The organism is Azospirillum sp. ST 5-10 (genome assembly GCF_051225715.1).
GTDB lineage: Bacteria > Pseudomonadota > Alphaproteobacteria > Azospirillales > Azospirillaceae > Azospirillum.
On record NZ_JBPJSP010000003.1, the window covers coordinates 111,153 to 125,199 of the forward strand.

Consider the following 14,047-nt stretch of genomic DNA (forward strand, 5'->3'; position numbering starts at 1 on the left):
CGCCCTAGAGCCCGAGGTCGCTGAGCCCGGGGTGGTCGTCGGGGCGGCGGCCCAGCGGCCAGTGGAACTTGCGCTCGGACTCGGCGATCGGCAGGTCGTTGATGGAGGCGTGGCGCAGCCGCATCAGGCCGGCCTCGTCGAACTCCCAGTTCTCGTTGCCGTAGGAGCGGAACCAGTGGCCGCTGTCGTCGTGCCACTCGTAGGCGAAGCGTACGGCGATGCGGTTGCCGGCGTGGGTCCACACCTCCTTGATCAGCCGGTAGTCCAGCTCGCGCGCCCACTTGCGCTGCAGGAAGGCGACGATCGCGGCCCGCCCGGTGACGAACTCGGCGCGGTTCCGCCAGCGGCTGTCCTCGGTGTAGGCCAGCGCCACCCGCTCGGGATCGCGGCTGTTCCAGGCGTCCTCGGCCAGCCGCGCCTTCTGCGCGGCGGTCTCGGCGGTGAAGGGGGGAAACGGGGGACGGGACATGACGGGGCTCCTCTGTACCGGATGGTTGCGACTTTACCGAACGGTACAGGAGAGGGGCGCGGCGCGCAAGGGAATGGTTTGCGCCAAGGGCTGGCAAAGACCGTGCAAATCCGCCGAGCGGAAAGGCTGATACACCTCTTGCCCTCACCCTCCCCACGACTTCGCCGCGGGCCCCCTCCCTCCCCCGCTGCGCAGGGGAGGGCTTCGGGGAAAGACGGCGGAGTTCCCTCCCCTGCGAAGCGGGGGAGGGTTAGGGTGGGGGCACCGGTGTGTTGCTGCTTCGGCTCGCCGGTATAAACAGCGCCAAACAATCGGGCGCTTTCGGGAAAGGCTGGAGGGTGTCAGCCGCGGCTCCAGGGGTTGAACACCGGAACGCCCATCGGCTCGAAATCACGCACGGTGCGGGTCACGACGGTCAAGCGATGAACCAGCGCGGTGGCCGCGATCAGGCTGTCGCCCTGTGGCCGAGGGTGAGGGACGTGAAGCGCCGCGCAGCGCTGCGCCACCTCCGCATCCACCGGCAGGATACGGCCCCTGAAGGCCGGCATCACCTGGGTGTCGATCCAGGTGCGCAGCACCGCCCCGTGCGCCACGTCCCTACGGCCGACCTGCCCCGCACCCAGCTCGATCTCGACCAGGGTGATGGCGGAGATGAACAGGTCGGCCGGTGCGACGCCGCCCGCCCAGGCGAGAAGGCCGGGATTGGCCCGCGCCGGCCGCCGCAGTTCGGAAACGGCGGTGGTGTCGAGCAGGAACATCAGTCCAGCACCGCCGGCCGGGCGACGTCGCCGAGCCGCGGCGGCTCGAAGTCGAAATCGGCCCCGGCGTCGTCCTGGCGCAGCAGTTCGACGATGGAGCCACCCTGTTCGCCCGACAAGCGCCGATAGGTGTCGTAACGCAGAAGCACGAAGGCCGGCTCGCCGCGATCGGTGACGATGACCGGGCCATCCTCGGCCGCTCGCTTCGCCTCGCTTGGGTTCTGGTTGAACTCTCTGCTGGACATCGTTCGGCGCATGATCTGCCCTCCAGCCTTTATGATGATCCTACAATACTACATCAAAGCAAGGCTCGCCACACGGAATGTAGGCACAATCCTACAAAGCGGGGTGGGCAGACGGTCCACCGGCAATGGCGAGGTCAGTCCCCACCGGCTCCGCAGGACGGCGACGATCGCGGCGCGCCCGGTCGACCTCGGCGCGGTTCCGCCAGCGGCTGTCCTCGGGTGCAGGCCAGCACCACCCGCCCGGGATCGCGGCTGTTCCAGCCATCCTCGGCCAGCCGCGCCTTCTGGGCGGCGGTCTCGGCGGTGACCTCAACATGCCACCACGGATATACCGTTGACATATACAGCCCTGGGATATACGTTCAGGATATCCTGAAGAATGCGAGGGTGTGATGGCGGTTCGCACGACCCTGTTCCAGTCCAACCGGACCCAGGCGGTCCGCCTGCCGAAGGATGTCGCCTTCCCCGGAGACGTCCGTGAAGTGCTGATCGTCCGCGAGGGCGACCGGCGCGTCATCGTCCCCGCCGACCGTGCCTGGGACGATTTCTTCGACTCCCCCGGCATCGCCTTTCCGGACCGTGATCAACCGGCCATGCAGGAACGCGAGGCGCTGTGATGCTGCGCTACATGCTGGACACCAACCTGTGCATCCGCGTGCTGCGTGACCGGCCTCCCCGCCTGCGCGGGCGATTCAACGCGGAAGCGGGCGCGCTCTGCATCTCCACCGTCACCTTGGCCGAGCTGCTGCATGGCGTTGCCAAATCGGCGCGGCCGGCGGAGCAGCGCCGGGAGGTCGAGCGCCTGGTGGGCCGGTTGGAGGTGCTGCGGTTCGACGAGGATGCGGCGGGGCACTACGGCGAAATCCGCGCCGATCTGGAGCGACGTGGAGCTGTCTTCGACCCTTACGACCTGATGATCGCCGGGCACGCCCGCAGCCGGGGCCTGATCGTCGTTACCGGCAGCCTGGGTGAATTCCGACGTGTGGATGGCTTGCGGTCGGAAGACTGGCTCAGCGGCGCATAATCCAGAAAAGGAGCATTGCCGCCATGTCGATTGAAACGACAAGGACACTGTAAAGGGCTCTGCTTGACGTCTATGGGCATTTTGCCGATCGGCGCATCAGGAACATCGACCGGAGCAACCTCTTCATCGTCGATGATCGGGGCCTCCGTGATCGCGGTGCGGACCATAACCTCTATCCGTGGTTCTGCCTTATCTTCGCTGAAGCGATCGACCACGACACGATTAAGGTCACCATGCGTGGTCAAGAGCCTCAAGCAACGAGGTCGGGAAGCGGCTGGATGCGCACGGGCACCAGATCGTTAGCGACGGCATCGAGTTTGTCGTTGAGCGTGGTAGAGAGGCGGAACTGAAGGTTCCGGCCAATGCCTTCCCGGCCATTACCGCCCATGGCAGAACGTATCCTGTGAACAGCTATAAATACACATACCCGCGGACGGCCGCGTCTCTGGAGCGCCTGGCCGATGCGCTCGGCGGAACCTCGAAAACGCCGTAAGAGAACGCGAGCCGGACCATGAGGATCCCGTTCCGATAGCCGGCGATCAATTGGAAACGCCGCTGGGGCGATCGGCGGTACGGCGAGATCTATGTGCCCTGGCGTCCCCCGGTGGCGCGGCTGTCATCGTGGGATTGGTGGTGTGAGAGCCGCCTCGGCCGTTCTGAATGTCCAGCAAGGACGCCGTTGCGGGCTCCATGACATAAGTCGTCCCCGACATCACGTCTCTGATTCGCCAATGGCGAATCTCCTCTTGATCGGCCATTCGCTACCGGCGATTATGGGTGCATGGAACTGGTGATCGAAGCCTCGGCGTTGAAAGCGCTGCTCCGCATGCCGAAGGATGATGCGGCGGGGCTGCGGGCCAAGCTGAGGGCGTTCGCCACCGCCCCGTACGATCCACATCCTTGGGCGAAAGCCTTCGGCGGCGGGCGGGGCCGCATCCGCCACGGCGACTGGCGGGCCGTGTATGAGATTGACGGCGGCGCCCTGGTGATCACCGTGCTGAAGGTTGGGAACCGCAAGGAGGTCTACCGATGAACGCGCTGCCCATCACGCCGATCGCCGAGACGCCGGACAGCGTCACGCTGAGCCGGGCCGACTTCGAGGCCCTCGCCGAGCTGGTGGCCGACGCGCAGGACCTGGCCGACATCGAGGCGGTGAAGGCCCGCCTGTCGGGCGGTGAGACCGAGATCTATCCGTTCGAGGTCGCGGAGCGTATCCTCGACGGCGACCATCCGGTCACCGTGTTTCGCGAGCACCGTGGCGTCACGGCGCGCGGCCTGGCGGAAGCGGCCGGCGTCGCCCCGTCCTACCTGTCCGAGATCGAGAACGGCAAGAAGCCGGGCAGCTTCGATGCCATGGCACGCATCGCCGAGGCGCTCAAGGTCCCGCTGGACCTGCTGGCGCGCCAGTAAGCGAACATCCAGAAAAGGAGCGAAGGCCTATGAGCGAAGCGTTGCGTGATATTAGAGGCGATTTCGAGTATCTTTTTCGCAATCTTTGCAATCCAGATTTTTGCCTAACTTACAAATGCCACACGTGGAACGAGCGCGATCTCCTCCCCCTTATCCGCTTTTATCTGCTCGGGGCCTATGGCGATAAACTGGTTCCCGAATATTGGGTGCGGCATGCCTTTGCTCAACATGGCGATGGACGGGTCGATTTCCTGATAGGACGTACGGCTGTCGAGGTCGCTGTCCAGCCAGAGCAGGGAACACGGGGTAAGTTGACGCGGTCAGCGAACACTGACGAGTGCGTCAAGCTCATGCAGCATGATGGGCCATCTGCTCTCGTTCTCTTTGATTTCGCTCGCGTTCGGACCCTGAGCCCACAGGATTTGGCAGACTACCGTGATACGCCAAGCCTTGGCCGTGGTAACTGGAGTGTGAGTGGCTTCAATATCCTGTATTTCCATCGCGTCGCTGCGGACTGCGCCTGTGAGACACTGAACATCCGCTGCTAAAGTCCATATTCGGAGGACTGAAGATGGAAGGTGAGAAATACGGCAGTCGAGAAGCGACGATCAGGGTAATGCGCCGAGGATTTAACACCGAGACAGTGGCCACGTTCGTCGCGTTTTACGACGGTGTCGAGGTCGGCTGGGCCTCGTTCACGATCGGCGAGCGCAGTCCGTTTGCGACAGGGATAGAGGTGCACCCTGATTACCGTCGCCGCCAAGTGGCCACGCATATTTACGACCGTGCTGACCGACACTTTGAACAGCCCTGTGTCCCCTCATTGGAGCTCACACCGGACAGCAAAGCATGTTGGCTTGTGAGGCAAGGCTCGACCCCAGCTGACGCGAGGGCGCTACCCATGACGCCTGGGAGCGGCTACGCAATTCCAGCGGGCCGAACTCCGAAGCATGAGGCATCCTCTCGCTCCAGCACATGTCCATCCAGAAAAGGAGCCAAAATTGTGGAGGCCCCTTCCGGGCGCCTTTCGTCCCACCGCACACCCCCACCACGCCGCAGAGACACTTTCGCGCCCGCTCGATCAGCGCTCTTCCGTGCCGCCCATCCTGTGGCATAAGGGGCCGCCCACGTCACGGACCCCCTGCCGCCCATGATCCGCTTCGACAGCATCAGCAAGCACACCGGTCACCGCATCCTCTTCCTCGAGGCGTCCGCCGCCCTGAACCGGGGCGAGAAGGTCGGCCTCGTCGGCCCCAACGGCGCCGGCAAGACGACGCTGTTCCGCATGATCACCGGCGAGGAGCTGCCGGACACCGGCCAGGTGGCGATCGAGAAGCAGGTCACCATCGGCTATTTCAACCAGGACGTCGGCGAGATGTCCGGCCGCAGCGCCGTCGCCGAGGTGATGGACGGGGCCGGGCCGGTCAGCGCCGTGGCGGCCGAGCTGGCCGGCCTCGAAGCGGCCATGGCCGATCCCGACCACCCCGACATGGACGCGGTCATCGAGCGCTACGGCGAGGTGCAGGCCCGCTTCGAGGAGCTGGGCGGCTACGAGCTGGAGGGGCGGGCGCGCGAGGTGCTGGCCGGCCTCAGCTTCAGCCAGGAGATGATGGACGCCGACGTCGGCAACCTGTCGGGCGGCTGGAAGATGCGCGTGGCGCTCGCCCGCATCCTGCTGATGCGGCCCGACGCCATGCTGCTGGACGAGCCGAGCAACCATCTCGACATCGAAAGCCTGATCTGGCTGGAGTCGTTCCTCAAGGGCTACGACGGCGCCCTGCTGATGACCTCGCACGACCGCGAGTTCATGAACCGGATCGTCACCAAGATCATCGAGATCGACGGCGGCTCGCTGACCAGCTACTCCGGCGACTACGCCTTCTACGAGCAGCAGCGAGCGCTGAACGAGCAGCAGCAGCAGGCCCAGTTCGAACGCCAGCAGGCCATGCTGGCGAAGGAGCTGAAGTTCATCGAGCGCTTCAAGGCCCGCGCCTCGCACGCCAGCCAGGTGCAGAGCCGCGTCAAGAAGCTCGACAAGATCGAGCGGGTCGAGCCGCCGCGCCGCCGCCAGACCGTGGTGTTCGACTTCCCGCCGGCCCCCCGCTCGGGCGAGGACGTCGCGGTCCTCAAGAACGTGCGCAAGGGCTACGGCGGCCGCGCCATCTACGAGGGGTTCGACTTCACCATCCGCCGCAGGGAACGCTGGTGCGTCATGGGCGTCAACGGCGCCGGCAAGTCGACCCTGCTGAAGCTGGTGGCGGGCGCCACCGAGCCGGACGCCGGCAGCGTCGCCGTCGGCGGCAGCGTCCGCATGGGCTATTTCTCCCAGCACGCGATGGAGCTGCTGGACGGCGACGCCACGGTGTTCGAGTCGCTGGAGGCGGCCTTCCCGCTGGCCGGCCAGGGGTCGCTGCGGGCGCTGGCCGGCTGCTTCGGCTTTTCCGGCGACGACGTGGAGAAGCGGTGCCGCGTCCTGTCGGGCGGCGAGAAGGCCCGGCTCGTCATGGCGAAGATGCTGTTCAACCCGCCGAACTTCCTGGTGCTCGACGAGCCGACCAACCACCTCGACCTCGACACCAAGCAGATGCTGATCAAGGCGCTCGGCGCCTACGAGGGCACCATGCTGTTCGTGTCGCACGACCGGCACTTCCTGGCGGCCCTGTCGAACCGGGTGCTGGAGCTGACACCGGACGGCATCCACCAGTACGGCGGCGGCTACACCGAGTACGTCGCCCGCACCGGCCACGAGGCGCCCGGCCTGCGGAGCTGAGCGGGGGCGGCGCTCCCCTCGCCCTCTCCCGCCCCGGGCTAACGTATTCACACATCTGATGCGGCACCGCAGAACACCCCTCCCTCGGCCCCGCCGGGGGAGGGAGGGGCCCGGCCGGAGGCTGGGAGGGTGGGGGCTGGGTCTCGCGGGACGAGCCGGCGCCCCCGTTTTGCACAGCCAGGGGTTCGGCCCTGCTGCGAAACCGAGCCCCCACCCGGCGTCCTTCGGACGCCACCCTCCCCCGGCGGGGCCGAGGGAGGGTCGGTCGCCCGGCGTCGGAAGACGTGTGAATCTTCTAGCCCGCCCCGGGTGAGGGAGGGGACCCGCGGCGCCAGCCGCGGGGAGGGTGAGGGGTTGGGCGAGGGGCGGACCCTCACCCTTCCCATGCTGGGCATGGGCCCCTTCCCTCTCCCGGGGCGGGAGAGGGAGACCCCGCCGTCACTCCGCCGGGGCGGGGGCGGCGCCGTCGGGGGCGTGGGCGGTGCGGTTGGCGGTCAGCAGCGTGTACATGGTCGGCACGACGAACAGGGTCAGCACGGTGCCCAGCGACATGCCGCCGACGATCACCCAGCCGATCTGCTGGCGGCTCTCCGCCCCGGCGCCGGTGGCGAGCGCCAGCGGCACCGCACCCAGCACCATGGCGCCGGTGGTCATCAGGATCGGGCGCAGCCGCAGCACCGCCGATTCCATCACCGCCTCCATTTTGGACCGGCCCTGCTCCTGCAGCTGGTTGGCGAACTCGACGATCAGGATGCCGTGCTTGGTGATCAGCCCGACCAGGGTGATCAGGCCGATCTGGCTGTAGACGTTCAAGGTCCCGCCGGTGAGGTAGAGCGCCAGCAGGGCCCCCGTCATCGACAGCGGCACGGTCAGGATGATGACCAGCGGGTCGACGAAGCTCTCGAACTGGGCGGCCAGCACCAGGTAGATGAAGCCCAGCGCCAGCACGAAGACGAAGACCAGGCTCGATCCCGCCTCGCGGAACTCGCGGCTCTGGCCGGCGTAGTCGGTCTGGGTGCCCTGGGGCAGCACCTCGGCCGCGGTGCGCTCCAGGAAGGCCAGCGCCTCGCCCTGGGAGACGCCGGGCGCCAGGTTCGCCTCGATGGTGGCGGAGCGCAGCTGGTTGAAGCGGTTCAGCTCCTTGGGCGCCACCGTCTCCTCGACGGTGACGAGGTTGGAGAGCTGCACCATCTCCCCCTGGGCGCCGCGCACGTAGATGCGGCTGAGGTCGCGCGGCGTGCTGCGGTCCTGCTCGGCCAGGCGGATGATCGTGTCGTACTGCTCGCCGTCGCGCTCGAAGCGGGTGACCTGGCGGCCGCCCAGCAGGGTCTCCAGGGTGCGGCCGACGACCGCGACCTGGATGCCGGAATCCGCCACCTTGTCGCGGTTCATCGCCACCTCGATCTGCGGCTTGGAGAGCTTGAGGTCGCTGTCGGCGTCCACCAGCCCGGGATAGGCGCGGATGCGCTCCATCATCCGGTCGACGTAGCCCTGCAGGTCGGCGTAGGTGCCCGAGGTCTGGATCACGAACTCGATGGGCCGGCTGTTGCCGCGCTGGCCGAACGACGCCTGGTTGATGGGAAAGGCCGACATGCCGGCGATGCGCCCGAGCTGCGGCTGGATGGCGGCGCCGATCTGCTGCTGCTTGCGGTCGCGTTCCGCCCAGTCCTCGAGCTGGGCGATGGCGATCATGCGCGTCACCTCGGGGAAGCCGGCGATGACGATGTAGCTCTCCACCTCCGGCACGCCGGTGAGGATGCGCTCCACCTGGCGGGCGTAGCGCGCGGTGTAGTCGATGGTCGCCCCCTCCGGGGCGGTGCCGCTCACCCGCAGCAGGCCGCGGTCCTCCACCGGCGCCAGCTCCGACTTCAGGCTGGTGAAGAGCACGGCGCTGGCGCCGGCGACGCCGATCGCCAACAGCACGATCAGCGGCCGCACCCGCAGGCTGGCGCGCAGCACCGTCCGGTAGGCCGCCGCCATGCCCTCGAACAGGCGCTCCAGCGCGCGGTAGACACGGCCGTGGCTCTCGTGCGCCTTCAGCATGCGCGAGCACATCATCGGCGTCAGGGTCAGGGCGACGAAGCCGGAGACGATCACCGCCCCCGCCAGGGTCAGCGCGAACTCCAGGAACAGGCGGCCGACGCGGCCCGGCGCGAAGGCCACCGGCGCGTAGACGGCGGCGAGCGTCATCGTCATGGCGACGACGGCGAAGCCGATCTCGCGCGTGCCGACGATGGCGGCCAGCGTCGGCTTCTTGCCCTCCTCGATGTGCCGGTGCACGTTCTCCAGCACGACGATGGCGTCGTCGACCACCAGGCCGATCGCCAGCACCATGGCCAGCAGGGTCAGCGTGTTGATGGAGAAGCCGACCGCGTACATGATGGCGAAGGTGGTGACCAGCGACACCGGGATCGTCACCACCGGGATGACGGTGGCGCGCAGCGTGCGCAGGAAGAACAGCACGACGACGACGACCAGCACGACCGCTTCCAGGATGGTGTGGAACACCGCCTCGATGGAGCGGTCGATGAAGACCGAGGAATCATAGGAGACGCGGCCGCTCATGCCCTCCGGCAGGTCCTGGAGGAGGTGCGGCAGGATCTCGCGCACGGCGTTGGAGACGTCCAGCGGGTTGGCCGTGGCCTGCTTGATGATGCCGATGGAGATGGCGTTCTTGCCGTCGGACCGGCTGTCGCGCCGCTCGTCGGCGGCGCCCAGCTCGACCGAGGCAATGTCGCGCAGGCGCACCAGGATGCCGTCGGCCTGGCGCACCACGACGTCCTCGAACTCGGCCGGCGTGGTCAGGCCGGTGCGCGACAGCACGGTGAACTCGCGGTCCTGGCTCTCGATGCGGCCCGACGGGATCTCCACGTTCTGGCCGCGCAGCGCGTCCTCGACCTCCTGGATGGTCAGGCCGTAGGCGGCGAGCCGGGCGCGGTCGACCCAGATGCGCATGGCGTAGCGCCGCTCGCCCATGATCTGCACGTCGGCGACGCCGGGCAGGTTCTTGAAGCGGTCGACGACGAAGCGGTCGAGATAGTCGGTGATCTCCAGGGCCGACAGGCGGTCGCTGACGAAGGGCAGGTAGATGATCGGCTGGGCGTCGGCCTCGACCTTGGAGATGATCGGCTCCTCGATCTCGTCGGGCAGGCGGCCGCGCACGCGGCTGGCGCGGTCGCGCACGTCGCTGGCCGCCACGTCGGGATCGACGGTGCGGCGGAAGGTCACCGTGATGCGGCTCGATTCCGGGCGGCTGACCGAGGTCAGCGTGTCGATGCCCTCGATCCCGGCGATCGAGCCTTCCAGCACCTGGGTCACCTGGGTCTCGATGATCTCGGCGCTGGCGCCGGGATAGTTGGTGACGATGGAGACGACGGGCTCGTCGATGTTGGGGTATTCGCGCACCGTCAGCCGCTGGTAGCTGACGACGCCGAGCAGCAGCAGGACCAGGCTGAGCACCGTCGCGAAGACGGGCCGCCGGACGCAGATCTCGGAAATGCCCATGGCTCAGGTGCCTTCGCGCGGGTTCACCACCACGACCGTCGTGCCGTCGCGCAGCCGCTGCTGCCCGGCGGTGACCACCTCGTCGCCGGCCGACAGGCCCTTCAGCACCTCGACCTCGCCGGCCTTGCGCTCGCCCAGCACGACGGTGGTGCGCCGCGCCTTGCCGTCGACGATGCGGTAGACGAGGCGCAGGTCCCCCTCCGGCAGGATGGCGCCCTCGGGCACCAGCAGGGCGTCGGCGCGGCTGGCGGCGGTGACGCCGACCCGCACGAACAGGCCGGAGCGCAGGACGCGCTCGGGGTTGGGCACCTCGGCGCGGATGCGCAGCGCCCGGCCGTTGACGTCGACCTGGGGGTCGATGGCGGTGATCCGCCCCTCGAAGCTGCGCCCGGGCAGGGCGTCGGCGGTGATCCCGACCGGCAGCCCGACCTTGACGCTGGTGAGGAAGGTCTCCGGCACGCGGAACTCCACGCGCAGCGGGTCGACCGTCTGCAGCCCGATCAGTGCCTCGCCCTGGGAGACGTATTCGCCGCGGCTGACCGGGCGCAGGCCGAGCACGCCGGAGAAGGGGGCGCGGATCACCGTCTTGTCCAGCTGGGTCTCGGCCAGCCTGACGCGCGCCCGGGCCGACTGCTGGGCGGCGATCGCCTCGTCCAGCGCCCGCCGTGTGCCGGAGCTCTGGCGCAGCAGGGTGTCGGCGCGCTCGAAGTTGGCCTGGGCGAGCGTCAGCTCCGCCTTGGCCTGGTCGAGCTCGGCCTTGAGGATGGCGTCGTCGAGCCGCACCAGCGGCACCCCGGCCTCCACCGCCGTGCCCTCGTCGAACAGGATGTCGGCGACGACGCCGTCGATCTCCGGCGACAGCACCACGGACTCCTGCGACTGCAGGGTGCCGATGGCGTCGATGCGGACCGTCACCGTGTCGACCCGCACCGGCGCCGTCTCCACCGCCGCCGGGCGGGGCGCGGCGGCCGGGGCCGCGGCGGGCTTCGGCTGGGCATGGCCGATGCCGAACTGCCAATGTCCGATGCCGCCGAGCGCGAGCCCGCCGGCCAGCAGCAGCCCGATGAAGTGCGTGCGCCTCATGCGTTCGCCTGTCCCCTGCCTCTGGTGCGAAGCCGTGACGACACGATCCGGCCGGCCCGCACCACTCGTCCCGTACCGGCCGACCGAGGATCTCCGTGTCGATCTCTTGGAATGCCTGGATTGCATGGTCCCCGCGGACGACGGCCTGATCCCTGCCGTCCGCGGACCGCAGACGAGTATAGGTTTTGCGGCGCACCCTGAAAAGGCCCGGCGCTGTAACAGAGTGTAACCGCGGGGAGGACGGCCACGACGGCGTGGCCGGTCGCGAGGACGAGCGGCGCGGACGGGCGGGCCGATCCGTCGGCACACCGATGCCCCCGCCCTCCCCGGCCCGGCCTCTTCGCGGCCACTCTCTCTCCGGCGGAGTCGAGTATGCACCCATTTCGGCCGCGTGCTTTCCCTCCCCCGGCCCTGCCGGGGGAGGGTCAAACCGGCTCGCCCTCAAGGAGATGTGTGACTCCGCGAACCCCTCCGGGCCAGGGCGGGCGGGGTGCGCCGTGGGTCAGGCGTTGGCCCCGCCGTCGACGGCGAAGCCCGCGCCGGTGATCTGGCCGCTGCCGGGACCGGCGAGGAAGGTCACCATCGCCGCGACGTCCGCGGCGGTGCCGTACTGGCCGGTGGCGAGCAGCCCGCGCTGCCCGTCGGCCCGGGGGCCGTCCGCCGGGTTCATGTCGGTGTCGGTCGGGCCGGGGTGGACGATGTTGGCGGTGATGCCGGCGGGTCCGACGTCGCGGGCGAGCCCCTTGGTGAAGGCGATCAGGGCCGACTTGCTCATGGCGTAGACCGAGATCCCCGGCATCGGCACCCGCTCGGCCAGGCAGCTGCCGATGGTGATGATGCGGCCGCCCCGGCCGAGGTGGGCGAGGGCGGCCCGGGTGGCGAGGACGACCGACCGGACGTTCACCGCCAGCACCGCGTCGATGTCCTCCAGGCTCATCGCCTGCAGCGCGCCGCCGCGCGCGATCCCGGCGTTGTTGACGAGGATGTCGAGGCCGCCGAGCGCCGCCGCGGCCTCCTCCACCGAGCGCTGGACCGCCGCGGCGTCCGCGCTGTCGGCGGCGATGGCGACGGCGCGCCGCCCCAGCGCCTCGACGTCGCGCACCACCTCGGCCGCCCGCTCCGCCGAGCGTTCGTAGGTGATGGCGACGTCGGCGCCGGCGCCCGCCAGCGAGCGCGCGATCGCCGCCCCGATGCCCCGGCTGCCGCCCGTGACCAGCGCACGCCGCCCGACCAGATCCGTCATCGTCCCCTCCAATTCTATAATGATCGACACAGAAATCAGTAGACGGGTTGCGGAGGGCTGTCAACCGATTTATATGTCGATCATTATAAAAAGAGGGCATTACAGAAAGAGGGAATGAGCGTGCGCGGGCGTCCCCGGAGCTTCGATCGCGACGCGGCCCTGGCCGCGGCCATGCGGCTGTTCTGGCGCAAGGGCTACACGGCCACCTCGATCGCCGAGCTGTGCGGGGCGATGGGGATCGGGTCGCCCAGCCTCTACGCGGCCTTCGGCAGCAAGGAGGCGCTCTACGCGGAGGCGCTGCGGCGCTACGCGGAGACCGCCGGGCCGTTGATCTGGGGTCCGGTCGACGCCGGGGCGACGGCGCGCGCGGCGATCGAGGGCTTCCTCATGGCGTCGGCGGCCAACCTCCCGGCGACCCCGGGCCGGCCCGGCGGCTGCATGATGGCGCTGTCGGCGGCGGGGTCGGAGGGGTGCGAGCCGCTCGGCCGGGCGGTCGCCGCCGCCCGCGCCGACGGGCTGGCACGGCTGGAGGCGCGGCTGCGACGCGGGGTCGCCGACGGCGAGCTGCCCGGCGGCACCGACGTCGCGGCGCTCGCCCGGTTCTACGTCAGCGTCCAGCAGGGCATGTCGATCCAGGCGCGCGACGGCGCGGACCGGCCCGCCCTGGAGGCGGTGGCGCGCACCGCCATGGCCGCCTGGCCGGCGGCCTGAGCGCGCGCCGGCCGCTCAGGCGAGCGACAGCCGCCGGCCGCTGGCGCACAGGGCCTCGATCATGCCGGCCAGCAGGCCCTCGTCGGTGTCGGCGGGGATCACCAGGCAGATCGTCGCGACACACAGGCCGGCGGCGTCCCGCACCGGCGCCGCGAGGCAGGTGGTGAAGCGGTCGACCAGGCCGGTCGTGCAGGCGTAGCCGTTCTCGCGGGCGCGGGCGACCTCGGCCACGAACGCCTCCGGCACGGTGCGGCGGCCGTCGGGCAGCACGAAGTCCTCGGCCGGGATGAAGGCCAGCACCTCCTCCAGGGTCAGGTGGTCGACCAGCAGGCGCCCCGAGGCCGTCCACGGGATCGGCACCTTGATGCCGACGTCGGAGCTGATGCGGAAGGTGCGCCGGCCCGGCTCGTTCAGCACCACCGTGTACTTGTCGCCCTCGAGCGCGCAGTACTGCGCCGTCTCGCCGGTGTGCTCGACCAGCCGCTTCACCTCGGCGCGGGCGCTGCGGATGCGGTCGCCGCCCTCGAGATAGGCGCTGCCGTAGAAATGCATGGCCGGGCCGAAGAACACGGTGCCGTCGCCGTCGCGCGGCTCCAGCCAGTGCGCCTCCACCAGCCGGTTGACGATCTCGTAGATGGTCGAGCGCGGCGTGCCGGTGTCGCGGGCGATGTCGCCGATGCGCACGGGCCCGCGCCTCTGGTGCAGATAGTCGAGAATGGCGATGACGCGGTCGATGCCGCGCGCCCGTCCGGTGGCTTGCTCGATTCCCAACGCTTTCCCCCTCGGCTGCGCCCGCTCTTTTCGCCTTGCCGCGACCGTTTGTCCAGTAT

Annotated in this window: 17 protein-coding genes; 8 read left to right on the plus strand and 9 right to left on the minus strand. The window is 69.1% G+C overall.

The window, feature by feature from the left end:
* Positions 1-4: 4 nt before the first annotated feature.
* The 4 genes from ACSBPG_RS04810 to ACSBPG_RS04825 form a co-directional block, all read right to left on the minus strand.
* Positions 5-469, minus strand: a complete 465-nt coding sequence (locus ACSBPG_RS04810) for a DUF1348 family protein (protein ID WP_435535980.1) — start codon at positions 467-469, stop codon at positions 5-7.
* 341 nt (positions 470-810) lie between these two features.
* Positions 811-1,227, minus strand: coding sequence for a type II toxin-antitoxin system VapC family toxin (locus ACSBPG_RS04815; protein WP_435535981.1), 417 nt, complete (start codon positions 1,225-1,227; stop codon positions 811-813).
* Positions 1,227-1,484, minus strand: a complete 258-nt coding sequence (locus ACSBPG_RS04820) for a type II toxin-antitoxin system Phd/YefM family antitoxin (RefSeq protein WP_435535982.1) — start codon at positions 1,482-1,484, stop codon at positions 1,227-1,229. Before ACSBPG_RS04820 ends, ACSBPG_RS04815 begins: the two co-directional genes overlap by 1 nt.
* Positions 1,485-1,606: 122 nt before the next feature.
* On the minus strand, positions 1,607-1,813 hold the full coding sequence (locus ACSBPG_RS04825; RefSeq protein ID WP_435535983.1) for a DUF1348 family protein: 207 nt from the start codon (positions 1,811-1,813) through the stop codon (positions 1,607-1,609).
* A gap of 51 nt (positions 1,814-1,864) precedes the next feature.
* Between ACSBPG_RS04825 and vapB the strand changes: the two genes are divergently transcribed.
* Positions 1,865-2,089, plus strand: coding sequence for a type II toxin-antitoxin system VapB family antitoxin (gene vapB, locus ACSBPG_RS04830; RefSeq protein WP_200775179.1), 225 nt, complete (start codon positions 1,865-1,867; stop codon positions 2,087-2,089).
* Positions 2,089-2,496, plus strand: coding sequence for a tRNA(fMet)-specific endonuclease VapC (gene vapC, locus ACSBPG_RS04835; RefSeq protein WP_435535984.1), 408 nt, complete (start codon positions 2,089-2,091; stop codon positions 2,494-2,496). The genes vapB and vapC overlap by 1 nt, the downstream gene beginning before the upstream one ends.
* 250 nt (positions 2,497-2,746) lie before the next feature.
* Here vapC and ACSBPG_RS04840 read toward each other — a convergent pair whose 3' ends face one another.
* Positions 2,747-2,884 (minus strand): hypothetical protein, encoded by a 138-nt coding sequence (locus tag ACSBPG_RS04840; protein WP_435535985.1) that lies wholly within the window; start codon positions 2,882-2,884, stop codon positions 2,747-2,749.
* Between the two features lie 393 nt (positions 2,885-3,277).
* Between ACSBPG_RS04840 and ACSBPG_RS04845 the strand changes: the two genes are divergently transcribed.
* The 5 genes from ACSBPG_RS04845 to ACSBPG_RS04865 all read left to right on the plus strand — a co-directional run bounded on the left by ACSBPG_RS04845 (position 3,278) and on the right by ACSBPG_RS04865 (position 6,676).
* Entirely contained in the window at positions 3,278-3,529 is a 252-nt protein-coding gene (locus ACSBPG_RS04845; RefSeq protein ID WP_435535986.1) for a type II toxin-antitoxin system RelE family toxin, read from the plus strand.
* On the plus strand, positions 3,526-3,906 hold the full coding sequence (locus ACSBPG_RS04850) for a helix-turn-helix domain-containing protein (protein WP_435535987.1): 381 nt from the start codon (positions 3,526-3,528) through the stop codon (positions 3,904-3,906). The genes ACSBPG_RS04845 and ACSBPG_RS04850 overlap by 4 nt, the downstream gene beginning before the upstream one ends.
* A 29-nt stretch (positions 3,907-3,935) precedes the next feature.
* A complete protein-coding gene (locus ACSBPG_RS04855) occupies positions 3,936-4,454 on the plus strand; it encodes a hypothetical protein (RefSeq protein ID WP_435535988.1) in 519 nt (172 codons plus the stop codon).
* Positions 4,455-4,522: 68 nt separating this feature from the next.
* Positions 4,523-5,023, plus strand: a complete 501-nt coding sequence (locus tag ACSBPG_RS04860) for a GNAT family N-acetyltransferase (RefSeq protein WP_435536207.1) — start codon at positions 4,523-4,525, stop codon at positions 5,021-5,023.
* A gap of 33 nt (positions 5,024-5,056) precedes the next feature.
* Positions 5,057-6,676: an ABC-F family ATP-binding cassette domain-containing protein gene (locus tag ACSBPG_RS04865; protein WP_435535989.1), complete on the plus strand. Its 1,620-nt coding sequence runs from the start codon at positions 5,057-5,059 to the stop codon at positions 6,674-6,676.
* 438 nt (positions 6,677-7,114) lie between these two features.
* On the opposite strand, the gene ACSBPG_RS04870 is transcribed toward ACSBPG_RS04865, so the two are convergent.
* From ACSBPG_RS04870 to ACSBPG_RS04880, 3 genes are all read right to left on the minus strand, one after another.
* On the minus strand, positions 7,115-10,180 hold the full coding sequence (locus tag ACSBPG_RS04870; RefSeq protein ID WP_435535990.1) for an efflux RND transporter permease subunit: 3,066 nt from the start codon (positions 10,178-10,180) through the stop codon (positions 7,115-7,117).
* A gap of 3 nt (positions 10,181-10,183) precedes the next feature.
* Positions 10,184-11,263 (minus strand): efflux RND transporter periplasmic adaptor subunit, encoded by a 1,080-nt coding sequence (locus ACSBPG_RS04875; RefSeq protein WP_435535991.1) that lies wholly within the window; start codon positions 11,261-11,263, stop codon positions 10,184-10,186.
* Between the two features lie 502 nt (positions 11,264-11,765).
* Positions 11,766-12,506 (minus strand): SDR family oxidoreductase, encoded by a 741-nt coding sequence (locus ACSBPG_RS04880; protein WP_435535992.1) that lies wholly within the window; start codon positions 12,504-12,506, stop codon positions 11,766-11,768.
* Positions 12,507-12,620: 114 nt separating this feature from the next.
* Here ACSBPG_RS04880 and ACSBPG_RS04885 point away from each other — a divergent pair, with 114 nt between their 5' ends.
* Positions 12,621-13,217 carry a TetR/AcrR family transcriptional regulator gene (locus ACSBPG_RS04885; RefSeq protein ID WP_435535993.1) on the plus strand — a complete coding sequence of 199 codons (597 nt, stop codon included), beginning with the start codon at positions 12,621-12,623 and terminating at the stop codon, positions 13,215-13,217.
* A 15-nt stretch (positions 13,218-13,232) separates the two neighbouring features.
* Here ACSBPG_RS04885 and ACSBPG_RS04890 read toward each other — a convergent pair whose 3' ends face one another.
* The gene (locus tag ACSBPG_RS04890) at positions 13,233-13,988 is read right to left on the minus strand and encodes an IclR family transcriptional regulator (protein ID WP_435535994.1); all 756 of its coding nucleotides are present in this window, start codon (positions 13,986-13,988) and stop codon (positions 13,233-13,235) included.
* Between the last annotated feature and the right edge of the window lie 59 nt (positions 13,989-14,047).